This is a genomic window from Sulfuricurvum sp., from assembly GCF_028681615.1.
GTDB lineage: Bacteria > Campylobacterota > Campylobacteria > Campylobacterales > Sulfurimonadaceae > Sulfuricurvum.
Genome location: NZ_JAQUHV010000007.1, coordinates 46,384 through 72,944 on the forward strand (window position 1 = coordinate 46,384; position 26,561 = coordinate 72,944).

At 45.1% G+C, this 26,561-nt stretch carries 32 protein-coding genes; 16 read left to right on the forward strand and 16 right to left on the reverse strand.

What is annotated here, in order from left to right:
• Window positions 1-162 precede the first annotated feature (162 nt).
• Together PHE37_RS08540 and PHE37_RS08545 are read left to right on the forward strand one after the other, a co-directional pair.
• Window positions 163-1,833 carry a sensor domain-containing diguanylate cyclase gene (locus PHE37_RS08540; protein ID WP_299996098.1) on the forward strand — a complete coding sequence of 557 codons (1,671 nt, stop codon included), beginning with the start codon at window positions 163-165 and terminating at the stop codon, window positions 1,831-1,833.
• 133 nt (window positions 1,834-1,966) lie between these two features.
• Entirely contained in the window at window positions 1,967-2,476 is a 510-nt protein-coding gene (locus tag PHE37_RS08545) for a cytochrome P460 family protein (protein WP_299996100.1), read from the forward strand.
• Window positions 2,477-2,482: 6 nt separating this feature from the next.
• On the opposite strand, the gene PHE37_RS08550 is transcribed toward PHE37_RS08545, so the two are convergent.
• Window positions 2,483-3,169 (reverse strand): MerR family transcriptional regulator, encoded by a 687-nt coding sequence (locus tag PHE37_RS08550; RefSeq protein ID WP_299996102.1) that lies wholly within the window; start codon window positions 3,167-3,169, stop codon window positions 2,483-2,485.
• 102 nt (window positions 3,170-3,271) lie between these two features.
• Between PHE37_RS08550 and PHE37_RS08555 the strand changes: the two genes are divergently transcribed.
• Together PHE37_RS08555 and PHE37_RS08560 are read left to right on the forward strand one after the other, a co-directional pair.
• On the forward strand, window positions 3,272-4,078 hold the full coding sequence (locus PHE37_RS08555; RefSeq protein WP_299996103.1) for a peptide deformylase: 807 nt from the start codon (window positions 3,272-3,274) through the stop codon (window positions 4,076-4,078).
• Between the two features lie 35 nt (window positions 4,079-4,113).
• Window positions 4,114-4,644, forward strand: coding sequence for a carboxymuconolactone decarboxylase family protein (locus PHE37_RS08560; protein WP_299996105.1), 531 nt, complete (start codon window positions 4,114-4,116; stop codon window positions 4,642-4,644).
• 8 nt (window positions 4,645-4,652) lie between these two features.
• Here PHE37_RS08560 and PHE37_RS08565 read toward each other — a convergent pair whose 3' ends face one another.
• Complete coding sequence (locus tag PHE37_RS08565; RefSeq protein WP_299996107.1) at window positions 4,653-5,117, reverse strand: methylated-DNA--[protein]-cysteine S-methyltransferase; 465 nt, start codon at window positions 5,115-5,117, stop codon at window positions 4,653-4,655.
• A gap of 115 nt (window positions 5,118-5,232) precedes the next feature.
• Between PHE37_RS08565 and PHE37_RS08570 the strand changes: the two genes are divergently transcribed.
• From PHE37_RS08570 to PHE37_RS08580, 3 genes are read left to right on the forward strand one after another with little or no spacing between them, the layout of a single operon-like run.
• A complete protein-coding gene (locus tag PHE37_RS08570) occupies window positions 5,233-5,802 on the forward strand; it encodes a DNA-3-methyladenine glycosylase I (RefSeq protein ID WP_299996108.1) in 570 nt (189 codons plus the stop codon).
• Window positions 5,803-5,808: 6 nt separating this feature from the next.
• Window positions 5,809-6,606, forward strand: a complete 798-nt coding sequence (locus PHE37_RS08575) for an ATP-binding cassette domain-containing protein (protein ID WP_299996109.1) — start codon at window positions 5,809-5,811, stop codon at window positions 6,604-6,606.
• An 11-nt stretch (window positions 6,607-6,617) separates the two neighbouring features.
• Window positions 6,618-6,917 carry a helix-hairpin-helix domain-containing protein gene (locus tag PHE37_RS08580; protein WP_299996111.1) on the forward strand — a complete coding sequence of 100 codons (300 nt, stop codon included), beginning with the start codon at window positions 6,618-6,620 and terminating at the stop codon, window positions 6,915-6,917.
• On the opposite strand, the gene PHE37_RS08585 is transcribed toward PHE37_RS08580, so the two are convergent.
• Both PHE37_RS08585 and PHE37_RS08590 read right to left on the reverse strand, forming a co-directional pair.
• Entirely contained in the window at window positions 6,918-8,063 is a 1,146-nt protein-coding gene (locus tag PHE37_RS08585; protein WP_299996112.1) for an iron-containing alcohol dehydrogenase, read from the reverse strand.
• A 12-nt stretch (window positions 8,064-8,075) separates the two neighbouring features.
• Window positions 8,076-8,681: an NAD(P)H-dependent oxidoreductase gene (locus PHE37_RS08590; protein WP_299996114.1), complete on the reverse strand. Its 606-nt coding sequence runs from the start codon at window positions 8,679-8,681 to the stop codon at window positions 8,076-8,078.
• 104 nt (window positions 8,682-8,785) lie between these two features.
• On the opposite strand from PHE37_RS08590, the gene PHE37_RS08595 reads away from it, so the two are divergent.
• From PHE37_RS08595 to PHE37_RS08625, 7 genes are all read left to right on the forward strand, one after another.
• Complete coding sequence (locus tag PHE37_RS08595; RefSeq protein ID WP_299996116.1) at window positions 8,786-9,139, forward strand: helix-turn-helix domain-containing protein; 354 nt, start codon at window positions 8,786-8,788, stop codon at window positions 9,137-9,139.
• A 1-nt stretch (window position 9,140) separates the two neighbouring features.
• Window positions 9,141-9,365 (forward strand): DUF2798 domain-containing protein, encoded by a 225-nt coding sequence (locus PHE37_RS08600; protein ID WP_299996118.1) that lies wholly within the window; start codon window positions 9,141-9,143, stop codon window positions 9,363-9,365.
• Between the two features lie 93 nt (window positions 9,366-9,458).
• Window positions 9,459-10,352 carry an alpha/beta hydrolase gene (locus PHE37_RS08605; protein ID WP_299996119.1) on the forward strand — a complete coding sequence of 298 codons (894 nt, stop codon included), beginning with the start codon at window positions 9,459-9,461 and terminating at the stop codon, window positions 10,350-10,352.
• A 12-nt stretch (window positions 10,353-10,364) separates the two neighbouring features.
• A complete protein-coding gene (locus PHE37_RS08610) occupies window positions 10,365-11,171 on the forward strand; it encodes a hypothetical protein (protein WP_299996120.1) in 807 nt (268 codons plus the stop codon).
• 5 nt (window positions 11,172-11,176) lie between these two features.
• Window positions 11,177-11,437: an AraC family transcriptional regulator gene (locus tag PHE37_RS08615; RefSeq protein ID WP_299996121.1), complete on the forward strand. Its 261-nt coding sequence runs from the start codon at window positions 11,177-11,179 to the stop codon at window positions 11,435-11,437.
• Between the two features lie 96 nt (window positions 11,438-11,533).
• The gene (locus PHE37_RS08620) at window positions 11,534-12,019 is read left to right on the forward strand and encodes a GyrI-like domain-containing protein (RefSeq protein ID WP_299996122.1); all 486 of its coding nucleotides are present in this window, start codon (window positions 11,534-11,536) and stop codon (window positions 12,017-12,019) included.
• Between the two features lie 118 nt (window positions 12,020-12,137).
• The gene (locus tag PHE37_RS08625; protein ID WP_300008433.1) at window positions 12,138-13,205 is read left to right on the forward strand and encodes an alkene reductase; all 1,068 of its coding nucleotides are present in this window, start codon (window positions 12,138-12,140) and stop codon (window positions 13,203-13,205) included.
• Here PHE37_RS08625 and PHE37_RS08630 read toward each other — a convergent pair.
• From PHE37_RS08630 to PHE37_RS08645, 4 genes are all read right to left on the reverse strand, one after another.
• Entirely contained in the window at window positions 13,190-14,116 is a 927-nt protein-coding gene (locus tag PHE37_RS08630; protein WP_299995910.1) for a class I SAM-dependent methyltransferase, read from the reverse strand. The two genes, PHE37_RS08625 and PHE37_RS08630, sit on opposite strands and share 16 nt — an antisense overlap.
• Window positions 14,117-14,214: 98 nt before the next feature.
• Window positions 14,215-17,256, reverse strand: a complete 3,042-nt coding sequence (locus PHE37_RS08635) for an efflux RND transporter permease subunit (RefSeq protein WP_300008436.1) — start codon at window positions 17,254-17,256, stop codon at window positions 14,215-14,217.
• An 8-nt stretch (window positions 17,257-17,264) separates the two neighbouring features.
• Entirely contained in the window at window positions 17,265-17,999 is a 735-nt protein-coding gene (locus tag PHE37_RS08640) for an efflux RND transporter periplasmic adaptor subunit (RefSeq protein WP_299995914.1), read from the reverse strand.
• Complete coding sequence (locus PHE37_RS08645; RefSeq protein ID WP_299995916.1) at window positions 17,996-19,231, reverse strand: TolC family protein; 1,236 nt, start codon at window positions 19,229-19,231, stop codon at window positions 17,996-17,998. Before PHE37_RS08645 ends, PHE37_RS08640 begins: the two co-directional genes overlap by 4 nt.
• A 102-nt stretch (window positions 19,232-19,333) precedes the next feature.
• On the opposite strand from PHE37_RS08645, the gene PHE37_RS08650 reads away from it, so the two are divergent.
• A complete protein-coding gene (locus PHE37_RS08650; RefSeq protein WP_299995918.1) occupies window positions 19,334-19,942 on the forward strand; it encodes a TetR/AcrR family transcriptional regulator in 609 nt (202 codons plus the stop codon).
• 2 nt (window positions 19,943-19,944) lie between these two features.
• Window positions 19,945-21,165, forward strand: a complete 1,221-nt coding sequence (locus tag PHE37_RS08655; RefSeq protein WP_299995920.1) for a coproporphyrinogen III oxidase family protein — start codon at window positions 19,945-19,947, stop codon at window positions 21,163-21,165.
• 5 nt (window positions 21,166-21,170) lie between these two features.
• Here the strand turns inward: PHE37_RS08655 and PHE37_RS08660 are convergent, their stop codons facing one another.
• The 8 genes from PHE37_RS08660 to PHE37_RS08695 all read right to left on the reverse strand — a co-directional run bounded on the left by PHE37_RS08660 (window position 21,171) and on the right by PHE37_RS08695 (window position 26,560).
• Window positions 21,171-21,368 (reverse strand): hypothetical protein, encoded by a 198-nt coding sequence (locus PHE37_RS08660; protein ID WP_299995922.1) that lies wholly within the window; start codon window positions 21,366-21,368, stop codon window positions 21,171-21,173.
• The gene (locus tag PHE37_RS08665) at window positions 21,340-21,687 is read right to left on the reverse strand and encodes a hypothetical protein (RefSeq protein WP_299995924.1); all 348 of its coding nucleotides are present in this window, start codon (window positions 21,685-21,687) and stop codon (window positions 21,340-21,342) included. Before PHE37_RS08665 ends, PHE37_RS08660 begins: the two co-directional genes overlap by 29 nt.
• 52 nt (window positions 21,688-21,739) lie before the next feature.
• Entirely contained in the window at window positions 21,740-22,621 is an 882-nt protein-coding gene (locus PHE37_RS08670) for a diguanylate cyclase (RefSeq protein ID WP_299995925.1), read from the reverse strand.
• Window positions 22,622-22,700: 79 nt separating this feature from the next.
• Complete coding sequence (locus PHE37_RS08675) at window positions 22,701-23,891, reverse strand: NifS family cysteine desulfurase (protein ID WP_299995927.1); 1,191 nt, start codon at window positions 23,889-23,891, stop codon at window positions 22,701-22,703.
• A gap of 59 nt (window positions 23,892-23,950) precedes the next feature.
• Window positions 23,951-24,331: a DUF86 domain-containing protein gene (locus PHE37_RS08680; protein ID WP_299995929.1), complete on the reverse strand. Its 381-nt coding sequence runs from the start codon at window positions 24,329-24,331 to the stop codon at window positions 23,951-23,953.
• Window positions 24,324-24,614 carry a nucleotidyltransferase domain-containing protein gene (locus PHE37_RS08685; protein WP_299995931.1) on the reverse strand — a complete coding sequence of 97 codons (291 nt, stop codon included), beginning with the start codon at window positions 24,612-24,614 and terminating at the stop codon, window positions 24,324-24,326. Before PHE37_RS08685 ends, PHE37_RS08680 begins: the two co-directional genes overlap by 8 nt.
• 135 nt (window positions 24,615-24,749) lie before the next feature.
• On the reverse strand, window positions 24,750-25,964 hold the full coding sequence (gene clpX, locus PHE37_RS08690) for an ATP-dependent Clp protease ATP-binding subunit ClpX (protein WP_299995933.1): 1,215 nt from the start codon (window positions 25,962-25,964) through the stop codon (window positions 24,750-24,752).
• The gene (locus PHE37_RS08695) at window positions 25,964-26,560 is read right to left on the reverse strand and encodes an ATP-dependent Clp protease proteolytic subunit (RefSeq protein WP_299995935.1); all 597 of its coding nucleotides are present in this window, start codon (window positions 26,558-26,560) and stop codon (window positions 25,964-25,966) included. Before PHE37_RS08695 ends, clpX begins: the two co-directional genes overlap by 1 nt.
• Window position 26,561 lies beyond the last annotated feature (1 nt).

Here is a 26,561-nt window from a genome sequence, read left to right on the forward strand (position 1 = left end):
TGTCAAATTGTAACTCAGTGTTACAATAATTAAATATATATTTACATATTTACACATAGATTTTATTTTTTTTGATAGAATATTTTATATTAATACCTTTTGTTTTGTATTATTACTTATTATGTGCTATTCATTGAGAAAGAGTAGTGAAGGAGTTGCGGGATGGGAAAAGACAAACAAACTCTCCAAAACGATCCTATTCACACTTTTACTATTCAGAGCACAACGAATCCTAATTTACTTCAAGCTATTTTAGAAAGTTCTCCAAATGTAATAATTTTCGCACTGGATACGGCATATGAGTATTTAGCTTTTAATCACGAACACAAAAAAGCAATGCAGGCGATTTGGGGGAAAGAGATTGAACCCGGTCTGAATATGCTTGAGATCATAAGTCGAAAAGATGATTATCAAAAAGCCAAAACTCTTTTTGACAGAGCACTCGGCGGAGAATTTTTTGTCGATGAAAGCGAATACGGTGATGAAGTATTGTCACGAAAGTTCTGGCAAACCTATTATTCGCCGATCTATGACGATACAGAACAAAAGATAATCGGTTTAACCTGCTTTAATCTAGATATTTCGGAACGACGTAACATTGAGAATCAGTTCCAATTAGCGGACTTGGCGTTAAATATGATCACCGATGCCGTCTATCTATTCAACGATAAACGAGAAATTATCTATGTGAATCATGCCGCTTGCGATTCACTGGGGTACTCAAAAGAGGAACTGATCGGTAAAACACCTTTCGATATTGATCCGGTGATCACAGTGGAAGCGTTGCAAAACATAAGAGAAACGATCAGGCTCAAAAAAGTAAAGCATTTCGAAAGCAAACATAAGCGAAAAGACGGTTCTGTTTTTGATGTGGAAATCACTACCTATCCGTATAATGAAGGTCAGTACGGGTTGCATATTGTCACAAATATCACGGAGCGAAAAAAAACCGAAGAGAAATTAAAACTTTTGGCAAGCGTTTTTACGAGTGCAAAAGAGGGTATCGTTATCACCGATACAAAAGGGGTAATAGTCGAAGCCAATGAAGCGTATAGCCTTATTACCGGATATTCAAATGATGAGGTCGTAGGGCAAAATGCGGGATTTTTAAAATCGGATAAGCATGACAAAGCATTTTATAAAAATATGTGGAATGAATTAATCCGAAACAAGTATTGGATTGGCGAGATTTGGAACCGGCGGAAAAGCGGAGAGATTTTTGTCGAGAGATTGACCATCTCAGCGATCAGTGATTCGGAAGGGAAAATTTTAAGCTATGTCGGATTGTTGACGGATATAACGACGGGTAAAGATTATGAATCGACGTTGGAGCGAATGGCGTTTTATGACTCTTTGACGGGGTTGCCGAATCGTTTGTTATTTGCTGAGAGAATTAATCAAGCTATGATGATTTCAAAACGTTTACATTCTATTTTGGCTGTGTGTTATCTGGATTTAGATGAATTTAAACCTGTAAACGACAGTTTCGGACATAATGTCGGCGATAAGTTATTGCTTGAAATTTCGAATCGGATGAAAAACCATGTAAGGGAAAGCGATACGATAGCAAGAATCGGCGGTGACGAGTTCGCTATCTTGCTTGTCAATATCAAAAGTATTGAAGAGTGTGAAACGATCATAACCAAAATCTTGGACAGTATTAATGAACCCTACATTCTCCCAAATAATGAAGAAGTCAATGTAACTGCAAGTATCGGCATAACTCTGTATCCGCATGACAATGTTCCATCGGATATATTGCTTCGACATGCTGATCAGGCGATGTATTTAGCAAAAGAAAGCGGTAAAAACCAATATATTTTTCACAATTAAAATAGTTATAAAAATAGCCTAGATAAAAGTATTGGTGTTTAATATGTGTGGAAGCTGTATAAAGAAAGAAAACAAATTGTGGTGTCATTTATGAAAGAGGAGTAAGATTGTACCTATTATTTTAGGAGTCCACATGTTACAACGTATTCTCGTATTTTCTACGGCTTTTCTTTTTGTCTCCTCACTTTCAGCTGCACCGCTTCCGGATATGAAAATGCCGGATAACGGATTGCCATTTAAAATGATCGATGGGTATCAGGATTATAAAATTGTTGCGACTCACTGGCGTATCGATAAGCATGAATTACGCTATGTGCTAGCAAATCCGATTGCCTATGATGCCATCAAAGCAAAAAAACTCCCGATGCCTGAGGGGAGTAAAATGGTTAAAATCGGCTGGAGCGTCAAACCTATGGCAGCTTATCCGGATGCACTGGAAGCGGATACACTCCAGCGGATCGAATTTATGGTCAAAGACTCGAAACATTTTGATCAAAACGGTGATCACTGGGGCTATGCACGATTTGTTAAAAAGGGAGACGGTTATGTGCCGTATGCGAAAGGTTCGGAGGAATGTGTCGCCTGCCATGCTTCAGTCTCTCAAAATGATTACCTGTTTTCATCTTTCCAAGAGACGTTTTGAGGAGTATCAGTCTTTTTTCCCTCGGATTTCTTCTTGCAGGACTTCCACTAGCCCTTTGTGGGTATAGCGGCTGAAAAGATACGACTTTGCATTAAAAAGCGTTTCGAACATAATCTTCCATAGGGTCGAAAAATTTTCATCGGTTCGTCTTTTGCAGAGTTGTTTTTGCAATTGACACTCTAAGTCAGCCATTACTTTTGCTTGGTCGACATATGTTTTGAGCAGCGTGTAATCCAAACCTATTTCAATGTAGTCTTCAATCAGGCGAATAATGGACGCCTCTTTATCCGTGAAATCATCTTTGTTTGTCGGAACCAGAATATCGTCTTCCAGCAGTTGTTCCAACAAGTCAGGTTCGACATCGAAATAATCGATAAATTCGTCTTTTGTGTAATGTTTTGCGGTGGAGGGGATACCGCTTAGTGTCTCCATGAGCGGTGCCAGCATCGAAAAAGAACTTGCCATTGATTGATTTTTATTTTGCAAAATCCCTTTGATCTGCTCGATGGAACTTCCCATCTCCTGCTGCATGTATTTGATGTATTTGATCAGTTCGACATGCTCTTCGCTGTAGCGGTGTACATTGGATTTGAGCTTTTGAGCTTCGGGAAGCAGCCCCTCTTTGATGTAATATAAAATTGTGGACTTCGGAACATGGGTGAGTTCGACGAGTTCTGAAATTTTATAATCCATGATTTTCCTTGATTAATACGAATGTAAGAATTATACCCTATAATTCAAAACGTTAAGTGTTGCTTTACGCTTTTTGTTATCTGTAACTATCGAGGTTCTTATATGGTTCAACCGCTGCTCAAATATCCGGATTCGCGAATCCGTCTGATTTCGGCAAACGTCCGTTTTTTTAATGATGAATTACTTCAATGGATCACCGACATGGTCGATACGATGAAGGCAAACGATCTGGATGCGCTCAGTGCGATTATGATCGGAGTCCAATACAACATTATCGTTATTAAAAAGGGGGATGAATACCTTCCGTACATTAATGCACGTCTGATCAAATGTAGCGGAAAATCGACCCAAACCGAGCGGAGTACCTATTATGAGGCGATTAGTGTCGATGTGGAACGTTTTGATAACGTAACGGTCATTTATGAAGATGAAAAAGGGGAGCCTCATCATCAGGATCTCTCCGGTGATCCGGCTCACATTTTCCAGCAGCAACTCGATTACAGCTTCGGAAGTACCTTCGTCGATCGGGTTGATCGGGAGATGAAACAGCGGATCAACGACCATCTCGAATTCGGTCTGGTTGCCAACGGAAGTACATGTCCGATGGTATTCGTCCGCGATTATTTCAAACGGGGAGCGAAATATGTAATGCTGCTTATCGCTCTGAGTTTCATTATCCCGTTTTTCGCTTCGGAGGAAGTGCGTGCGTTGATCTATCGGATCGATATTTATCTGCTCCTCGCCGTACCGGTATTGATGATCGCCTACTTTTTCTATGCCCTTTATGAATCCAGACTCTATAAACAGTGCACGAGCTGTCAGATAGGCAACATCATAGGAACGACGGCAATTATGGCAACGCAGCTGCTGATCGTCGCATTCGGTGTCTTTTTCTGGGTTGCACCGTAATCTACCAGACTTTCAATCACATACAAAGGAAAACCATGGCACATATAGCATTACCCGAATTTGAAGAGATGTCTCCCGCGATTCAGGAAAAAGCACGACCGATTTTGGAAAAAACGGGAAAACTCGGGGAGATTTTTAAACTGTTGGCATTGGATGAAAAGATCTATTTTGCGACGGACGGGATGATTCAGCGCTTTTTGCTGGATGAGACGACGCTCTCGTATGATATAAAAGAGTCTATCGCTCTGTTGATCTCAAAAGAGAACGGCTGCAAGATGTGCGTCGATGTCCACAAAGGGATCGCAAAGATGTTGGGACTCTCCGAGCAGCGGATCGAAGAGGTTTTGGAGGGGGTAGATTCTATTTCGACGAGTGACGCCGAAAAAGCGCTTTTGAACTTTTGTATCAAAGCCTCCAAAAAAGAGAACTATAAAATCCTCAAAGAAGAGATCGACGAACTCAAAACATTGGGATATACCGATGTGCAAATCGTTGAAGCGGTCGCGATTACCGGATATTTTAACTATATCAATACCCTCTCAAACGTATTCGCTCTGGGGCAATAGCCTTAGAATCAGAAATCATCTTTCTCTAACGACAGTAAAAACTCTTTTCTCCAGAGCCCTCCGCTGTATCCTCCGAGACCTCCGCCTGTCGCGATAACACGGTGGCAGGGGATTAAAATAGCGATGGGATTGCGTCCGTTGGCATTGGCGACTGCACGGGTCGCTTTAGGGTTTCCGAATCGTTCGGCTTCCGAGGCATAGGAGATCGTTTTTCCGTAGGGGATAGTGAGTAGAGTCTCCCATACCTCTTTTTGAAACGACGTTCCGTTTGGATTGAGAGGGAGTGTAAAAACGGTTCTATTTCCGGCAAAATACTCCTCCAATTCGTTTGAGAGCTGAAGGAGCAGGGGATGATCGGAAGGCTCAATCTTAGGTGCATCGTCAGCAAAGTCGAGAATTCTGATGGCTTCACCGTCCGTTACGGCGATCAACGTACCGATTGGGGTCTCTATCAAACGTTCATAGTGTTTCATACTAAAATTATAGTGTGTTTAAAGATACAGATGAGATTTATTTCATAGTGTCATACAAATACAGGGTTGAATGAGTTGTGCTATGATAGTTCCAATTAAAAAAGTGGAGAACGTAATGTCTGTTTCACGCTGCGGATGGGTCAAATTGAGTGATCCGGTGTATGTCGCTTATCATGACGAAGAGTGGGGACGGGCGTTGCACGATGAGCGTGCCCTTTTTGAACTTTTTTCTTTGGAAACGCAATCAGCCGGACTCAGCTGGCTGACCATCCTCAAAAAACGTGAAGGGTATCGCGAAGCATTTGAGGGCTTTGATCTGAACAAGGTGGCACATTATGGCGAGGCAGATATCGATCGTATCCTCAACAGCGGACTGGTGGTAAAAAGCCGTCCCAAAATCGAAGCGATTATCGCGAATGCACGAGGATTTTTAGAGATTCAAGATGAGTATGGTTCCTTGGATGCGTATTTTTGGGGAAAAGTGGATGGAAAAGCGATCATTAACGATGTTACTGATTACAAAGAGGCGGCATGTACCTCAGATATTTCCGATACCATTACAAAAGAGCTCAAAAAACAGGGATTTAAATTTATCGGAACGACCACCGTATATGCATTTATGCAGGCGTGCGGGATGGTAGACGATCATGAAAACAGCTGTATGTGCAAACAAAGAAGGAAATAATTTTAAATGAATTCGATCGTATTATTCGACAATGTCCAACTCACCTACACCGAAAAGCCGGTTCTGAAAAACATTTCGCTTCGGATCGAGGAAGGGGAACACTGCGTCATCCTCGGAGCCAACGGTTCGGGGAAATCGAGTCTTATCAAACTGATTAATTGCGAACTTTATCCATCGTATATTAATGAGCCGTTTCGACGGGAAATACTGGGTAACGAGCGATGGGTCGTCACTGAACTGCGCAAACATTTAGGGGTTGTGACCAACGATCTGCATACACGTTTTGCATTTGAGAGCGGCTATCTCAGCGGGTTTGAAACGGTACTGAGCGGTTTTTTCGGAACGATCGGATTGTTTGATCATTTGGAAGTGACAGCTGAGCAGATCGAAGCGGCTGGCCGTGCATTTGAGCGGTTGGGGATCGAACACCTGAGAGAAAAGCGTTTGAGCGAGATGTCGACGGGCGAATTGCGTAAATGTATCGTAGCCCGTGCGTTGGTACATCCGGTCAATGCGATTTTACTGGATGAGCCTACGGTCGGATTGGATATCAAAGCACAGCTCGATTTTATAGAAATGATGCGCACTCTTGCTCGCAGCGGTACGACCGTCATTTTGGTGACCCACCATATCGAAGAGGTTTTTGAAGAGATACAAAAAGTAGTGTTGATTAAAGAGGGGAGACTCTATGCGCAAGGGAATAAGGATGAGGTGTTGAACAGTGACAACCTGTCGGAAGTTTTTAACATACCTCTGGAAGTACACATAGAACAGGGACGCTATTCAATACGTCCGAAGATCTAAGGAGTCCGCTCATGAATCCGGCAAAAGTTATCCGTGAAAAGGTCGAAAAACTGACCGATCTTCCCAATGTCGGCAAAACGGTTGCCGCCGACTTTGCCCAAATCGGGATCACTCGTCCCGAACAGCTTCGCGGAGAGGATCCGTATGATCTGTATGTCCGATTTTGTAAAGCATTTGGCGAACGGCAAGACCCGTGTATGCTCGACGTGCTGATGTCGATCACCGATTTTATGGATGGCGGGGAGCCGCGAGTCTGGTGGGATTATACGCCTGAGCGCAAGATGCGCTACGGAGAAAAAATCAGAGTTTAACTAAGCGTTTTGGAGTATGGTGGCGATTGTCTGAGAAGAGTATTCTTCCCCCATTCCCCATAATACTGCTAGCCCATGTGCATTTTCGGCAATGTCGCCGATGCGTTCACGTGAAATATTGGCAGCGGCTAAGGAAACCGGTGCACCGATAGAGTGAAACCAGCTTTCCAATGCCGCGATTCCCTCATCCGCATTATTAAGTCCGAAAACTTCTTTGGCAAAGCGTTCAAATTGAGCCGGATTTTGCCCTTTGTACCATTTCATCCATGCCGGAATAACAATGGCCAATCCTGCACCGTGGGCAATGTTAAAGAGTGCGGATAGGGCATGTTCGATCATGTGGTTCGGGAAACTCCCACCGCCTGTTCCTGAACTTGTCAAGCCGTTGAGTGCCTGGGTGGAAGCCCATGCAAACTCGGCACGCGCGTCGTAATTCAACGGATCTTTGAGGAGGATTTCGGTTGTTTCGATAACCGTTTTGATGATGGATTCGACAAGCCGGGACTGAAAATGGGGATGATCATCGGCGGTAAAATAGACTTCGATCGTATGGGCGATGATGTCGGCTGCTGAATAGGCGAGATACTCAGGGGTGACTGTCATCATCAGTTCGGGATTGATGATCGAGATTTTAGGATTGACCAGCACGGATGAAATGGAGTATTTTTGTTTGGTTGTGTCGTTCATCACTACCGAGTTTCCGTTCATCTCACTGGCGGTTGCTGCGAGGGTCATGACGGCATAGACGGGGAGGGCTGCGGTGATAGAAGCTTTCTGGATGAAAAAATCCCATACATCCCCCTCATAAAGAGCCCCTGCGGCGATCGCTTTGGCCGAATCGACGACCGATCCTCCGCCTACACCGAGAACGGCTTGGAGATCATGCGATTTTACCATTTCAATACCGTCATGGACGCGGGAGAGGAGAGGGTTGCTCACCACGCTGTCCAGCTCTTCGTAAGCGATTCCGGCTGTTTTGAGGCTCTGTATGATTCTGTCGTACAAACCATTTTTCTTGATCGAACCGGTTCCGTAGACGAGGAGAAGACGTGTAATTCCCTGCTCGGCGATCATTTTTCCGATATTGTTTTCTTTATCGCGTCCGAATTCGATACGGGTAGGGTTGTAATAGGTAAATGCATTCATAAAATTCCTTGTTTAAATATAGGTTACGAGTTCGCTAAGCTCGGAGCGATGCAACGACGGTTGTTCATTGACGCGATAGCCGAATGGGATGAGTAAGGGGACTCCATACACGCTTGTATCGATTCCCATAATCTTCTCTACTGTATCACGGTCAAATCCCTCCATCGGACATGAATCGATTCCGATCGATGCGGCAGCGGTCATCATGTTCCCTGCAGCGATGTAAACTTGGCGGGATGACCAGCATTCGAGTGTTTCATCTGAACGGGGATCAATCCATTGTGCGTACATTGGCAGAAGATAGTCGGGATAATGAAATTTTTCAAATTCGCTTTGAATGTAGGCGTCAGTACTGCGGACTTGTTTCTTGTATGCGACAGCGATCAGCTCTGATGCAGTCGTAACTTGGGGTTGGTTCCAAGCGACTGCTTGGATCGCTTCGCGCATGGCAGTGTCACGGATAACAAAAAATTGCCACTGCTCCATACCGAATGAACTCGGACTGAGTCGTCCCGCTTCGAGGATAAAGGTCAAATCTTCATTACTTATAGGTTTCGTTGTATCGAACAGTTTGCACGCATGGCGGAAGTGCATTGCTTTTTCAAAATCGTTTCGCATTAATGAGTCCTTTAGGGTTTTATCAGGAGAGATTCTATAGCATACGGTAAATAAAATCAAGAACACACTAAAAAGTACCATACATACTAAAAGGTAACTATATAATGATCCAATCCCCTTTTAATTGCCATTTTGAACTGACCCTCGAACTGATCGGCGGAAAATGGAAAGGGCTTATTCTGTGGCATTTGCATGAAAAAAAAGTGCTTCGCAATGGCGAAATGCTCCGTCTGATGCCGCGGATCACCCAAAAAATGTTGACGCAGCAGCTGCGGGAGATGGAAGAAAACGGGCTGATAAATCGAGTGATTTATGAGCAGGTCCCACCGAAAGTCGAATACAGTCTTACACCGCACGGAGAGGCGATTCGTCCGATCTTGGAGATGATGATTGATTGGGGAGTAGACTATGCGAGGGATAAAAATATCGTAATTGCCTGTAGTAAGAAAAAGGATTAAAATGGTTTCAGTCAAATATCTGCATCAAGTGCAAGCGGCATTGCTATCAGGTTTTATGAGCTTTATTATGTCGGGTGCCATAACATTGATCAATTTGGGATTGGTCAAGGGATTTGTCGGAATATGGCTTCATGCTTGGCTGGTGGCGTATGCCATCGCATTTCCGACGATCCTTCTTGTTTTCCCTTTTGCCCGTAAACTGGCGATGAAAATTGCTTCTAAATAGTGTTTAAATATCGAACAAAAAATAGCAATTTTAGAATAGTTTTGTCTGTTTAAATCTCATATAATAACAGGGAGATTTTACATAGGAGAAGCTATGAAAGGCAAACGATTTGGATTAGGTATCGTCATTGCGGTGCTACTGGCAGGGTCAACGACGGGAAATGCAGGAATACTCCGAGATGCTCTTCAAAAGCGTGCCGAAGCACGTAATGCGACAGGCGCACAAACTTCAAATACCATGATGGACGTTGCCTACGGCAGTGACAAAAAACAGCGTCTTGATGTCTATCTTCCCTCAAACCCCCAAAATGCCCCTGTGATTGTTATGGTACACGGCGGTGCGTGGAAAATAGGGGATAAACGTTCTGAAAACGTTGTCAATAATAAAAAAGCGCGCTGGAACCCCAAAGGGATTATTTTCGTATCGGTCAATTACCGCCTCTTGCCCGATGCCGATCCGCTTAAGCAGGCGGACGATGTTGCTTCCGCGCTTGCGTATGTTCAAAAACATGCCTCCGAATGGGGTGGGGATACGAATAAAATCGTACTGATGGGACACTCTGCCGGAGCGCATCTGGTTGATTTACTTTCATCCGATCCTAATCGTTATCCAAACCTCAAACCGTGGCTGGGAACCGTTTCGCTCGACAGTGCCGCGATGGATATTCCAAAGGTGATGAGTATGAAACATTACGATTTCTATGATGAAGCCTTCGGAACCGATCCTGCGTATTGGGCGGATGCGTCGCCGTATCAGCGTCTTAGCTCACATGCAGTACCTATGCTGTTGGTATGTTCGACCGAACGGCCGGATAAACCGTGTGGACAGACTGAATCTTTTGTTCAAAAAGCCAAATCCATGAATCTGCGAGCCGAAATGACACCGCAGGCATTGAAACACAAAGAGATTAACGATGAGTTGGGTTTGGAGAGTAACTATACCAAAGTAGTTGAAGATTTTATGAGATCGTTAGGTATGGCAATCTAAAAAGGAGAAAAAGTGATGCGATTCGTATTTGCAGCATCGCTTTTAGGGATAATGTCAGTGTTAGCAGGCAGTGAGACTGTCCGTTCGGACGATCTTTTGGAGGGGAAGTTTTCAACATCGACCCCTGTGTATAAAGTGCATAAAGGAGCGACTCTTATTGCAGGAAAGGGAGATAATGGACTTTTTACTTCAAACGGTTCAGGAGAGATAACATTTCGTGAGTTACCGAATGTTCAAAAAGCTCATAACGATTATACAATCGTTTTAAAGGAGGCAAACAACGAGATAATAGTATCGCTTCGGGTCATGAATGATGTGATCGATTTGGGCAAAGAGGGGAAACTGATTGCTCCCATCCATATCGGCAAACAGTGGTTTTATTATTGGGACCGTTCGGGTGACGGTACGAGCGATAACAGCGGAATTTTGAATGGTGGTGCCGATTTTGTCAGTTTTGACCATTTGAATGCACTTTTTAACCACGATGCGAGAGGCAAAGTTCGCAGAGAAGGGATCAATAATCTTTATCGCTACGGAACGATCAACGGCATACAGCTAGCACTTCCGACTAGCGGAACGGGTAAAAAGGACGAAAGCTCTCCTAGTCACGCTTATACAGTCGATCGTTTGGGAAAATATAGTGATCTTTGCGCTGTCTGGTCAGCATCGGGCTTCGCAGAACCTACAGGATGGATAGCAAACCGTTACGCTACAGCGACACCGTCAGGTCTTGGGTATTCGGCACTTAATTTAGCAAACGGCGAAATGAGTGAGATGATTCATTATAATACACCGTATGTCGCCCTTGAAGTGTTATAAGAGATATGAAAGATTCGACACAAAAAACGTATTTTCAGAGCGTCTATCGATCAGTAAAGCATATCGAAGAACACAGTGGCGAAAATCTTTCTTTGGATGAATTAGCAAAAATCGCCGGATTTTCAAAATACCATTTTCATCGAATTTTCAAATCAATTGTTGGGGAAAGTGTCGGGGATTACATCAGACGAGTCCGTTTGCAAAAAACGACGATCAAGTTTAAAACAGACCGCAATATCACCTCGATAGCGATGGAGAGCGGATAGGAGACGAGTGCCGCTTTTTCCAAAGTATTTAAAGAGCATTTCGGGCAGACACCTTCAGAGTTCTCACGTAGTGCCAAACAGATTAACTCTGCTGTTATACTTTCCCCTCATTTTGTTGAAATTGAGCCTTTTGATGTACTCTACGTTCGTCGCATGGGTCCGTATTACATTGCATGCAACGAGGCATGGGATGTATTGCTCGCATTTGCGAAAGAACAAAAAAAACAATACAAAAAAAATCTCCTGATGAAAGAGGCGATAGCTTTGGGAATCGGACATGACAACCCAAATGTTACTTCACCCGATAAATTACGATGTGATGCATGTATCAGCTATAACGATAAAAGTGTTATACCCTCCGGTGAAGTGATGAGTAAAACAATCGATGGAGGCAAATATGCCGTATTCTTACACAAAGGAGCCTATGAAGAGATGCGCGAAACCTATCGCCTCATCGGTGACTGGATCGTCAAAAGCGGTGCAATGGTACGCGGAGGACCGATGTTCCATTATCTTAACCGTGCACCGAGACGAACTAAACCGGAAAATCTCCGTACTGAGATATATATCCCAATATCATAAAAAATATTTATACTTTCTACTTTGATTATTTCATATCAACATTACTAAATATTATTCATAAATATATCAATCGTATTGTGGGACAATGGGGCTACTATACTGGATAAAGGAGCTCGACATGGATTTGTTCTCCCCTATAAGAATCGGAAATTATCCTTTGCGCAATAGAATATTTATGGCACCGATGACACGCTGCCGCAGTGTTCAGAACAATGTCCCCAATGATATGATGGCGCGTTATTATGCCCAGAGAGCTTCTGCGGGACTAATTATTACCGAGGCCACCCAGATTTCGACGAAAGGGATCGGTTATCCTTATACTCCCGGTATTCATACGCCTGAGCAGGTGCAGGGATGGAAAAAAGTGACCAGAGCGGTACACGATCAAGGGGGGAAGATCTTTTTGCAGCTTTGGCATGTCGGAAGAATTTCCCATCCTTCGTTTCATAACGGTGAACTGCCCGATGCTCCCTCAGCCATCAAGCCCTCAGGGAGTATTTATACCTATGAGGGGATGAAGGAATTTGTTACACCGCACGCTCTTACAATCGATGAGATTAAAAGTGTTGAACAAGATTATGTCCAAGGGGCCGTCAATGCGATGGAAGCCGGATTTGATGGTGTGGAAGTACACGGTGCCAACGGTTATCTGATCGATCAGTTTTTACGTGATGGAAGCAATCACAGAGAAGATGAATACGGAGGCTCTATCGAAAATAGAGCACGGTTTCTTTTGGAGATTGTGAAAGCGGTTTGTTCTGCTATCGGTTCAGACTGTACCGGTGTTCGGCTCTCTCCCAGCGGCACGTTCAACGATATGAAAGACTCCGATCCGAAGCTCCATTTTTCCTACGTCTGCGAAAAGCTCAATGCTTTCGATCTGGCATATCTCCATATTATCGATGCACTCGAGGGGGATATTCGGCACGGGGCGAATGTCGTTGATCTCAGCGTTTTGAGGAAAGCATATAACGGTATTTTGATTGCAAACGGTGCGTACACTTTGGATCGGGGGAATGAGGCGATTAAAAACGGTCTTGCCGATGCAGTAGCCTTCGGAGCTCTTTATCTAGCCAATCCGGATCTTCCTGAACGTTTTAGAAGTCATGCCGAACTGAATACTCCAAATCCGGACAGCTTTTATACTCAGGATGAACAAGGGTATTTGGATTATCCGACTCTGTAAATTTCTTTCTTAAATATCAGATTTTTAAGACTTCGCTCTTCCTCAATTTCGGGGAAGCTCTCCAAATTCTCCAGCCTCTCGACATACTGAAACTCCGGAGCGTTTTCTCGGAAAAGTGTTTTGATAAACTCACTGTCTAATTCAGGGGCATTGAGCGCCGATAACACGATGCACTCCTCCGCTGCAAACTCATGCAGCCGCCTTATAATCTTCTCATAATCGCTTGTCGCGGCAAATGAGCCTTTTTGAAAGCTCGGAGGATCGATGATGATCAGATCATAAGGGCCGCTTTTACGGATTCGACTCCATGATTTGAGGATATTGTAGGGCATAAATTCGACTTTCTTGGTATCAAGAGCATTGAGTCGATGGTTTTCTCTCCCCATCGAGAGGACATTTTTGTTCATATCGACATTGACGACTGACGCGGCACCTCCCGCTATTGCGGCTACCGAAAAAGCACAAGTATAGGAAAAGAGGTTTAAGATATTTTTCCCTTTTGCATGTTCACGGATGAACTCGCGTCCAAGCTTCATATCGGGGAAGAATCCGATGTTTTGGGCATTAAGGAAGTTGATGTGGTATTTGAGACCGCTCTCTATCGCGAAACACTGCTCCGGGAGTTCTCCCGCAACCACAGTTGATGGTGAGGAGGGGAGATAGCGCTGTTGGACGACCAATGCCTCCCATTTGCCCTCGGCGGTATAGAAATCACGTAACATCGAGACGATGGCATATTCTTCTTCATCCGCGTCAAACAATACGGCAAAGAGCACTTTATCGACACTGTCCACGGTGAGAAAGCGATATCCGCCATACGTATTGCCCCGCCCGTGAAAAAGTCGGGTGTACTCTTCGGTTACGTTAGTAGAGTTTGTCCGTAAAAGGTGTTGCAAATCGTCTAAGTTCATACATATGTCTTTGATAAAAGTGTTGAAAGTATAGCAGATGGATTTTTGCTTGGAACATCATAGATTATTCCCAACGGAAAGGCTGGGAATAAGAAGCTTTATACTGTTGGATCTTTTTTAATCGTATAGAGCTTACGAAGTTTTGCATCGAGCGGTGCTAGGACTTTATAGAGTGCCGGAACGACGAGGAGGCTGGTGAGGGTCGAGAGGAGCAGTCCGCAGATGACGGCTACCCCCATCGGTCCTTTGACCCCTGAGCCTTCTCCGACCGAGAGGGCTAGAGGGAGCATCCCGAAACACATCGCCGTCGTTGTCATCAGGATCGGGCGCAGACGTGAGAGTCCCGCTTCGACGATCGCCTCATCGAGGGGCATCCCCGTATCTCGGAGACGGTTAGCGGCATCGACGACGAGGGTGGAGTTTTTACCAACGAGTCCGAGCAGGAGCATCAGCCCCATCATACTAAAGAGCGACATATTCATCCCTGCCGCCCACAGACCGATAAACGCCCCAGTAAAGCTCAGAGGCAATGCACTCATGATGATGAGCGGTTGCAGCGGCGATTCGTACAACGCGGCGAGGATGAGATAGATCATCACGAGCGCTGCACCGATAGCCACGCCGAACGCTTCGTTACTCTCTTGCATGTGTTTGGCATCACCGTCGAGCTCATAAGCGACCCCTTTGCCCAACCACTCGTTTTGGCGTTCGTTGACGATTTTGACGAGTTTATCGAGCGGGAGTGCTTTGGTGATATCGGAACCGACGATCACCTTTTTGAGACGGTCGAATCGTTTGATTGTGGTCGGTGCATAGCTTTGTGTGATCGATACAACCGCAGAGATAGGAACGGTGATCCCTGAAGAGGTACGGACATTTAGGCTATTAAGAGCGTCGATATTTTCACGTTTGGTATCACCCAGGCGCATCACGACATCGTATTCTTTGCCCCGTTCACGGATAAAAGTGATCGTAGCATCTCCCGAATAGGCACTGGCGACGGTACGGGCGATCTCATCGACGTTGACACCGAGGCGGGTAGCGTTTTGGGTCAGGACGGTGATGCTCAGCTGCGGTGCTTTGGGCTGAATGTTGCTTTGTACATCTGTCGTTCCTTCAATACTTTTGAGCAGTTTCATCAGTTTCAGAGCCGAGGCTTCTGCATCGTCCATATTTTGGGCTTTGAGGATCACTTGATACGGGGTGTTGATTTCGTAGCCGCCGATGTCGTTGACCTCGGTGACACTGGTCATCGTAAACCCTTTGAGACTCTCCAACATCACACGGGTCTCTTTCATGACCTCACCTTGGCTGCGGGTACGTTCTTTGATCGGTTTGAGTCGGACATAGAGTGCCGCTTCATTCGCTTTTTGATCATTCCCCCGTCCGACATAGAGGGTACAGTATTCTACTTCGGACATTTTTCCGATGCGGTGTTGCGCATCGAGAGAGAGCCGTTTCATCCCTTCTACACTCGTTCCGACAGGAGCTTTCAGGGTGATGTCGAACTGGCTTTTATCCTCTTTCGGCATAAATACCATCCCAAGTGTTCCCGAAAGGACGATCGAGACGATAAAAATACCGAGTGCACCAAAGAGAGTGGTCTTTTTGTATTTAAGTACGGTGAGGATGAGTGAACGGTATGTGTTCTCCATCGCGACGAAGAAGTGCTCGGTTTTATGGTAAAAACGGCTATGTTCGCCTTTTGCGATCTGCGAAGCGATCATCGGGATAAGGGTTACCGCAATGACAAACGATACGACGATGGCGGCGATGATCGTCACCCCGAAGCTGGTAAAGAAGCGTCCGACAATCCCGCTCATTTTAGCGATAGGGACGAAAACCGCTAAGAGCATGGAAGAGATGGCGACGATGGAGAAGATGATTTCGCTTACCCCTTCGATGGCGGCATTGATACGGTCACGACCTGCTTCGAGTCGTTTGAAGATGTTTTCGATAACGACGATCGCATCGTCGATGATGATCCCGATTGCGAGGGTGAGGGCGGTTAGGGTGAGGAGGTTAAACGTCTGGCCGCTCCATCCCATGATCGCAAATACCCCGAAAATAGAGACAGGCAGAGATACGGCGGCGATAAGGGTTAGGGTGAAATTGCGTAAAAATAAAAAGATGACGAGTGAGGCGAGGATCGAACCCAAGATAAGGTCAAATTGGACTCCGCTGAGGGTATCACGAATATATCCCGTCGTATCTTGCAACGGCGTGAGGGACATACTCGGTTCCAACGCCGCCAATGCAGGAAGCTGCGCCCGAACGGCATCGGCGATGGCGATGTCATTGGCTCCCGTCATCTTTTTGACCATAAGCAGAACTCCTGCTTTGCCGTCCAGGGACGCAAAACTGCGCTCTTCGGCCAACGTGTCACTCACTTTTGCGACATCGCCTAAACTGAGCCCCTCTCGTATCCGAAGGGCGGAGAGAGCTTCTACGGTTTTACTGTCGTTATCTATGAGTATTTGGGTCTCGTGTGCCGGGTCAACCGTTTTTCCTCCGTCGAGGCGGATGTTTTGAGCACGGATAATTCCGGTCAGATCACTCATGGTTAGGGAATATTTGGCGAGGAGGGCGGGATCCGGAGTGATGAGGATCTGTTTTTTACGCAATCCGGCGAGGGTGACACCGCCGACCCCTTCAATCCGCTGAAGGCGCGGTTTGAGAATCTCATCGGCATGTTTCATCACTTTTTGAGTATCGTTACCCGCTAAAAAGAGGGTAATGACAGGGGAAGCGGTGATCGAGTATTTGTCGACGGAGGGCTTGTCCACTTCATTGGGGAGTTGGATACTGGAAACTTTGTCGCGGACGTCGTTGACCGCTTCGTTGAGGTCTTTTGAGAGTTTAAACTGGGCAACGACGACACTGATCCCTTTGGAACTGTCCGAGCTTAGGGTATCGAGTCCTGAGATTCCGCTCACGGCTTCTTCGATCTTGTCGCTTACCTTACTCTCGACGATGTCGGCATTGGCTCCCTTATAGGTGGTAGTGACGATAACGATCGGAAAATCGACGTTGGGATAAAGTGCGGATGGCATACCGCCGCGTTCGACCAGCCCGAAAAAGATCAGGGCAAGTGCGAACATAAGGGTCGTAATAGGACGGAGAATGGCAAATTTATGCATAATAAGTCCTATTTAGCCATGATCATGCCGTCGCCGAACGTGCCGGGGCGGAGACCTGAACCATCGGCTTCAGCCGTCATCTGACGGTTTTTGGTGTTGATGGAAGGGTAGATTTTGATGATTTTTGAACATTTGCCTGTCGATTTTCCGTCGATAGAACTGCAGAAGCGATCCCCAATCTTCACTTGTGAGCCGAATTTGGAATCGTATTGGATGAGGAGTTTGGTTTGATCACTGATGAGTTTAAACAGCGGTGATCCTCCCATAGAAGAGACCATATCACCCAGCTCGATATTTTTTTCCGAGATACTCCCTGAAAACGGTGCCACGAGCCGCATTTTAGAGAGTTTTTGTTCGGCATAGGCGACCGATAGTCGGGTGCGCTCTTTTTGTGCCAATTTTGTTCCCAGTTCGGATTTGAGTTTATCGAGGGTGTTTTTATCGAATACTTGAGCACTTTTTTCATAACGGGCATATTGATCGCTCAAAAATTTACACTCTTTGGTGAGGGCATCCAAATCAGCTTTTGCCATTTGCAGCGAGAGCTGCTCTTCGGTGCTGTCGAGTTCGAGCAGTAGCGAGCCCTTTTTGACATGGTCACCTGTTTGGACGGAGAGATTTTTAACGATCCCCGAGGCGTTCATCCCCAGAGCTGCTTCACGGTAGGCTTGGGACTCAAATGTGGCATAAACATCGCCCCATAGGGAGAGTGCGGTTAGGGTTGATATCAGTAAAATTTTCATTTTTTCTCCTCGAGTAATGTTAAAAGATCGATTCCGTAGGCATACGCGGCACTGGCTTTTGCCACTTGGAGTGTATTAAGCGCATTGCGGGTTTTTGTACGCGACTGGGTGAGGTTGGTAAGTTCGCTGAGGTAGGTCGTTGAATTGACCAATCCCGCTTCAAAACGTTGTTTGATAAAACCGAACGCTTCGTTCCGTGCCTCTTCTTCGGCTTTGGCCGCTTCATAAGCGTTTTGGGAGGTTTGGATCGACATGAGGGCTATTTCGGCATCGTTGTTTAGACTTTGGGTTTTGTAATCCAGAAGATTTTTGGCTTTTAGGGTATCGATTCGGGCTTGTTCCCGCTCTTTTGCGATGCGTCCCATATCAAACAGCGTCATGGTAAGGGAGGCAGTGATTTCGTTTTGGTTCAGCGGTTGGAGATTGGTTCCGCCCATCGTATCGTAACCGCTGTATTCCATGTATTTGTGTTTTGCTTCGAGTGTGATGGAAGGAAGATAGGTATAACGATCTTCGGTATTGCGTAAAATCTCGATATTGGCTTGATCGCTTTGCAGGTCATGGCGTTCTACCGTAGTAAATTTCGGGAGGGCAAGCTCTCTATATGTAAGAGGTTCATGGATCGATGTCGCACTGAGGAGTTCGAGATGTTTTCGATGTTTTTCAAGGAGCATTTTGAGATTTTGTTCATCATAATCGGCTTCCAGTTTTGAAGCAATCAGCGATTTGAGGATATCGGTCGTGGCTAGATCGTTTTTAACGAGAATCTCATACCGTTGCACTTCGGAGAGAAGTTCCTTTTTTTTCTCTATATTGACATCAAGACGGTTTTGGGTATCCAGATAGTCGTAATAAGCAGCGATGGTTTCCATCAGGACATTTTGCTCTTCTTGTGCTAGAGAATGGGTTGCGGAAGCCATGGATGCATGAAGTGCATCGAGAAGCGCTTCACGCCGAAATCCGTCAAAAACGCTGATTTGTGCCCCTATTTCGGCACCTTGGATTTTGTTGGGTTCAAAGGCGGGAGTTCTATCTTTTTTCTTATAGAGTGCTGTTGCCGTGACGGTTGGGAAATAGGCGGTTTTAGCCTCATCGAGCTGCTCCCCAGATTTTTTGATTTCCAGACGTGCGGATGCAACGCGTAAATTTGTTTTGGCACTCGGGAGCAAAGATGCGAGGTCAGAAGCTATCAATGGCAATAGGGTGAAGGAAAGGAGAACAAAGTGCCTCATGATTATCCTTGGTAAAATATATGTTGACAATGTTAACATTAAATGTGGACAATGTCAACATAATATGTGCACTATTTGTAGTATGCATGTTACAATGTCGTTATGAAAGATAAAAAAAACTCCCCCTACCATCATGGAAATCTCAAAGAAGAGCTGTTGCAGACGGCTTTGGAGATGATTGACAAGGAGGGGCTTGATACGATTACACTCCGAGAATTGACTCAGCGATTGGGTACTTCTCGAACGGCAGTGTATCGTCATTTTGCAAGTAAAGAGGCGTTAATACTCGGGGTCATCGAAAAAGGGTATGAACATCTTAATTTACTCTTCACCCCCATATTTGAAGACCGTACGTATAGCGTTGCAGAGCGATTTGAAAGAATGGGGCGAGCGTATCTCAATTTTGCAATAGAGCATCCGAATCTGTATCGTCTTCTTTTTGGGGAGATGTACCGTAAAGAACGTGAAGAGATATGCGATTATAAAGATGAAACTCAAGCAACAGGGTTATACGCTCTCATTGGGCTCCTTAGCGAAGCTCAGGAAGAGGGGATCATAGCACAGGTAAATCCTTTGATACAAGCGGCTATGGTATGGGCGTCGATCCACGGTCTCGCATCGCTGTTGATCGATGGACATTTGATGATGAGTGATAATATGGAAGCCATTTATGAGTACAGCATAGGAGTACTTCTCAAAGGGCTTCAATAATCATGGCTGTTATTGAACAAATTGCCTCTGCAGTTATGAAACGGGCGGTAAAAAAGTACCTCCGTTTAGTCCCTTCTACTGTTTCTTTGCCTCCCGCATCGGATGAAATTCCAAGACTTCTTTATATCCATATCCCTTTTTGTCTCACTTTGTGCCCGTATTGCTCTTTTCATAAGTTCCGATTTGACGAACCGAGTGCAAAGCGTTATTTTGAACTGCTGCATGATGAGATGCGGATGGTTCATGCTTTGGGATACCGGTTTGATTCGATCTATTTCGGAGGGGGGACGACGACAATCCTCCCTCACGAACTGGGAAATACAATCGATTTGGCCAAATCGCTTTTTTCAATTCGTGAAGTTTCATGTGAGAGTGATCCCTCCCATCTGAATGATTTGGAAGATGCCGATCTGTACGGAAAAATCGACCGTCTATCGATAGGGATACAAAGTTTTAACGATCGCCACCTCCAAAAGATCGGACGGTATAAAAAATTCGGTTCCGGTGATGAACAGTATGCAAAGGTATCGGCAGTATTGGGAGATTTTCCGATTGTCAATATCGATATGATCTACAATTACCCCGACCAGAGTGAAGAAGAACTGCATCGTGGGATCGATACGATTTTACGACTTCGACCGCCGCAAGTGACCTTTTATCCGCTGATGTATGCACCGGGGATACGCGAAAATCTCAGTAAACGGTGGGGTGCACTGAGCAACACCAAAGATGCAGATTTCTACCGTATCATAACAGAGCGGATGAGCGAGGTGTATACCCAACGCTCCAGCTGGGCATGGTCGCTTTCATCTGAGGGGATTATCGATGAGTATGTGATTGAACGGAGCGAATACGTCGGCATAGGAAGCGGAGCGTTCAGTTTTATCGGTGATACCCTCTATGCCAATACATTTTCACTCCCGGCCTATGCAGCGAAGATCGGAAAAAATGAACTCCCCATTACCCATGCAACAACATTTCCTCCCCGTGCAATCCGTCAATATCGAATGATGGTGGAGATGTTCGGATTGCAGCCCTCAAAACAACATCTGTGGATTGAAAGCTCCCTTTTGAAAATATGCGGTATGGTTGAAAACGATCACGTCAATGAGAGAGGTGCGCATCTGTTTTCGGTGATGATGCGTGAGTTTTACAACGGGATGGATTATGTCCGTGAGACGATGCGCAAAGATCTTACAAAAGAAGACGGTTTGATCCGTTAAAAGGTTTAGGTTAAAAAGACTCCGAACGGATCATCTTCCGGTATCGATGTGGGGTCGATTTCGATCGAATCGATAATAATAGCTTCTCGCTGGTGTGGTGGGAGACGGAGCTTTAGACGCTCGATCGCTTGGGTTTCATTCTTTGCATCAATCGGGTAGAGTCGGCTTTTTCCTTCAAGCCGTATATCGATCAGATAGCGCATTCGAATCCTTTAAAAGATAGAGTTGTCCGTAACAGTCACAGTATTTTTTACAGCCGCAGGAATAAAAGATATTTTTGCCGGTGTCGAGGGAATAGCTTCCGAAATTGGTTTTGATAACGTCACCCTGAATTCTCTCGATTGTAATTGTTTTAATAAGATTCGGATCCATCGGATCAAGTTTGTGGTATTTTTCGCGTGTGGAATGGACCCATAAAACGGTGGACGGAACAGAGAGAGAACGGACATACTCTGAGTCCCATTCTCGGGTTGCTCCCAAACTGTGTAGTTCTGAATCGCTAATATTGCGATAAGGACGCATAATGACTCCCAATAGCTTTTAGGAATCGATATGCATATTTAATTCATAGGGGTTATAAGACGGTAATGCACGAATCGTTTGTTTGCTGTAACGCTTTTTGGGCACGTGAAATGATAGTGTAGATATCATCGTTTTCATTTTGTACACTGCTCCCTATCCGCATACTGATACTGCTGAGTGTTTGAAAAGGCTCTTCTCGCATTACCGTGAGCAATTTGCGGCTGAAATTCAGTGCATTCTCGGAAGAATCTATGAGATAGGCCAATAAGAAAACTCTTTTGCCCCATCGAACCAGCATATCGCTTTGGCGTATATTGGATTTAATGCTAAAACAAAAATCATGTAAATAGTGTTCCGCTTCGTCATCGGATGACATGAGTTCAATCATTGTAATACCGATCAGTTTTTTATTGAAAATTGCCGCCTCAAGAAAGCTTTTCGATGTATGATTGAAATACTCTTTATCGAAAGCTCCGCTCTCTTTGTCAATACTGACATCGTTTTCGATCATAATCCGCTTGATCAGATCTTGGGAAATGTCGGTAAACGTTACAATGATATAGTTGGGTACAGGCGATTCAACGGATACGGAAAATGCATGAGGTTCGATACGGTAGCTGAGCATACTGATGATACGGTCATTTTCCGGAAGTGCCAGAAGAGAAGTTGTCCAATCATCCTTATCAACTACTTTTCCTGCATGGAAATAGCTGTCATGAGGGACGAAACGGTTTAGAAGAGAACCGAATTCACGTAAAAAACCTTTGGCAGATGAGACATTGGCAAAATCAAGAAACGATTTGTTAAACAGAATCGGAACGTGATCCCGCATTAAGACTATAAGATTTTTCTGAGTATTAATTGCTGAGAGAAAAAGCTGACTGCATACGTGATCTTCCTCTATCACATATACTTCGTCTTGTGAAATTTCCATACATCTGCCTTCGCCTTATTTGTGCTAATAATAACATATCAGAAGGGTGAATGGGGAATATTTGTGAAAGAAAGCGGTCTTAGTTGACCACTTTCTCATTTGTGTAAGAATACGTTGAAGAGATAGAGCGCAGACGTTCTGCCGCTTTCATGAATACATCGATCGTATAGTCGATCTCATCGGCAGTTGTAAAGCGGCTGAGACTGAGACGGATCGCCGTATGAGCAAGCTCAGGATCTTCACCGATGGCACTCATAACAGGGTTGGCTTCGAGGGATTCGGACGCACAGGCACTTCCGGTTGAAGCAGCGATGCCGGCACGGTTTAGATCCCACAACATCGATTCTCCTTCGATTCCGCGGAGAGAAATAAGGATGGTATTTGGGGTACGTCGTGCACGATCTCCGACGACAATGGTATCCGGAAGCTGAGAAATCGCATCTTCGAGGCGGTCACGGAGTGCACGCACATCTGTGTTCATTTTTTCCAAATGGCCGACCGATTGTTTCATTGCCAAGCCCATACCGATGATATACGCGACATTCAATGTTCCGGCACGTTTTCCGCCCATTTGTTCCCCACCGTGGAGGAGGTTAGGGAGTTCTGAACCTTTTTTGACATAAAGCCCGCCGATCCCTTTCGGACCGTGGAATTTGTGTGCAGAAAACGTTAGATAATCGATCGGAGTCTTAGTGAGATCGACTTTCACTTTTCCGATTGCCTGAACCGCATCGGTGTGGAATAAAATCCCTTTTTCTTTTGCGATAGCGGCTACTTCTTCAACCGGGAAAATCATTCCGGTTTCATTGTTCGCCCACATCATTGAGATGAGGATCGTTTTGTCAGTTATCGCCGCAGCAACACGTTCCGCACTGACATATCCGAATTGGTCAACGTCGACAAATGTGATCTCAGCCCCGTTCTCTTCGAGAAAGTGGAGAGTTTCGAGGACAGAAGGATGCTCAACCGCCGAAGCGATGATATGGTTTTTGCTCGGATCGCGGAGGATATGTTTGAAAAAGATCCCTTTGAGTACCGTATTGTTGCTCTCCGTCGCACATGACGTGATGAGGATATCATCTGCATCGGGTGCATTGAGGGCATCGTACATATACCCCATCGCTTCGTTCAAATACGGGCGTACTTCGATTCCGTATTGGTGAAGGGAATTTGGGTTACCGTAAAGCTCTTCAAAAAAAGGCTGCATTTTCACTTTTACGATCGGGTCTAGTTTTGTGGTAGCATTGTTATCCAGATAAACACGTTTCATATTTTGTCCTCATGATGTCGTTATTAGGAGAACTAATGCAAGATTTGTTCGAGAAAGAGTTAAGACTTTTGTTTAGAATCAAGAAGCATTTGTGCAACAGTCACTTTTAATATATTTATATCATTTTTACATACGTCGAATACCGCTTCGGCATTGAGATCAAAATAGTGATGGCTGATAATATCACGCATTCCTTTGACTGATTTCCAATCTACGGCAGGATAGTTGGATAGCAGTTTTTTGTCAGTAAGCTTGTCAACGTTTTTCAGGCTTTCACCGATAGCGATCAACTGCATACAGATGGCATCGAGTTTTTCATGACCCGCTTCGTCATTTAAAAAATCATCGGAAGTTTTGATAGGTTCAAACCGTTTGAGAATACGCTCAGTTGCGCTGTGAATTTGGGTGAGGGTTTCGATCAGAAGAGCCTTTTCAGGCATAGATCGCTTCTTTTTGGATTCGTTCTTTTAAAAACGTATTCATGCTCTCACGATAGTTGATAAGATCAACATGGGTATGCATCAGCTCTTCAAGATCAAGACGGATACGGGAGAGTTTGAAAAGATTAGGGTGTTTTGTCTCGATAACGATGTCGACGTCACTTTCTTCCGTCGCTTCATTCCGTGCAACGGAGCCGAAAATACCGATCCGTACAATTCCGAATTCATCGGCATGTTCACGTTTGTATGATTGTAGTACTTCGAGGACTTCTTTTTGTTTCATGGGGTGATTATAACCTAACTGGCACCCTATAGGCAATAGGGTATAGTTTAGCAGGAATTAATTTACCGTTCGCCCTGAGCTTGTCGAAGGGTGAAATGTTCATGGTTCGACAGGCTCACCACGAACGCTGAGAATTCACCCTTCCGCGCTCTCTTCTTTATAAACATAAATAGGTTCGTTGGTCGGATCTTCGATCACCGCTTCGGTGATGGTGAGACTTTGCAAATTCTTTTTCGACGGACAGCTAAATTGCAGCGGCAGCATCGCTTCTTCGATGATACTGCGCAGACCGCGTGCTCCGACACCTCGGTCGATCGCTTTTTGAGCGACGGCGTCGAGGGCTTTTTCTTCGAAATTGAGTTCGATTCCGTCCATGTCAAACAACGCTTGGAATTGTTTGATCAGTGCATTGTCAGGCTCTTTGAGGATTTGTACCATTTGCTCTTTGGTCAATTCGCGAAGTTGTGCGACAACCGGAATACGACCGATAAACTCAGGGATGATTCCGTAATGAACGAGTGCTTTCGCATCGATTTTTTTCTCTTTGACATCGCCTTTTTCGGCTGTTTTGCTAAAGCCTACTTTGTTCGATTTTTTCGTATGGGAATCAGGAACGAGACCGACGAAAGCACCTCCGCAGACGAAGAGAACATGGGATGTGTTGAACAGTACGGTTTCGGTCGTAGAGTTTTTGCGGCTCCCTTTGACCGGGACATACACTTCGGCACCTTCCAGGATTTTGAGCAAACCTTGTTGTACCCCTTCACCCGATACGTCACGGCCCATGGTTGAACTCTCACCTTTACGGGCGATTTTATCGATTTCATCGATATAGATGATCCCGCGTTGTGCGAGCTCGATGTCATAGTTGGCTGCAGCGAGGAGACGGGAGAGGATACTCTCAACGTCTTCACCCACATAACCCGCTTCGGTTAGGGCCGTTGCATCGGCAACCGCAAACGGAACCTGCATAATTTTAGAGAGTGATTTTGCAAGCAATGTTTTACCGCTTCCGGTAGGTCCTACGAGAAGGATGTTCGATTTTTCGAGCTCGACGTTGTTGTAAACCGGATTTTCGATCCGTTTGTAGTGGTTATAAAGGGCAACGGCGAGAACCTTTTTTGCATCCAATTGACCGATGATGTATTTGTCCAAAAACTCGACGATTTTTTCCGGAGTCGGGAGCTGTTGCTGCATTGCGGAACGTTGTTCGAAACGAACCTCTTTTTGCAAAATGGCAGAGCAGGTTGTGATACACTCGTTACAGATATGGGTAGTCTCCGAAGAGAACATTTTTTTAACTTCGCTTTGTTTACGACCGCAAAATGAACAGGTTTTTTCGGTACTCATCATACATCCTTTGCAGTGAATTTAGTGAGAATAGTATCCGCAAGACCGAACTCGATCGCCTCTTTGGCTTCCATATAGTTGTCGCGGTCGGACTCTTTTTCGATTACTTTGGCACTTTTACCGGTTGCATCCGCCAAAATAGCGTATAGACGGCGTTTGAGATTGAGAATATGTTTGGTATGGATCTCAATGTCGCTCGCTTGGCCCGAATAGCCGCCGAGGGGCTGATGAATCATTACTTCGGCGTTAGGGAGCATATAGCGATGTCCTTTTTCTCCGCAGGTAAAGAGTACGGCAGCCATCGATGCAACCAGACCCATAGCATACGTATATACTGGTGCATTGATAAGCTGCATTGTATCGAGGATCGCAAGACCGCTCATCACCGATCCGCCGGGTGAACTGATGTACATATGGATCGGCTCATCCGGATCCATTGCTTCGAGGTAAAGGAGCTGTGAAACGATAACCCCCATCATATGATCATCAATCGCTTCCGTGATAACGATCACACGGTCCCCTAATAGTTTTGAAAACAGGTCGAAATAACGCTCTCCGCGAGGCGAAATATCTTTTACGGTAGGTATCATTGGCATA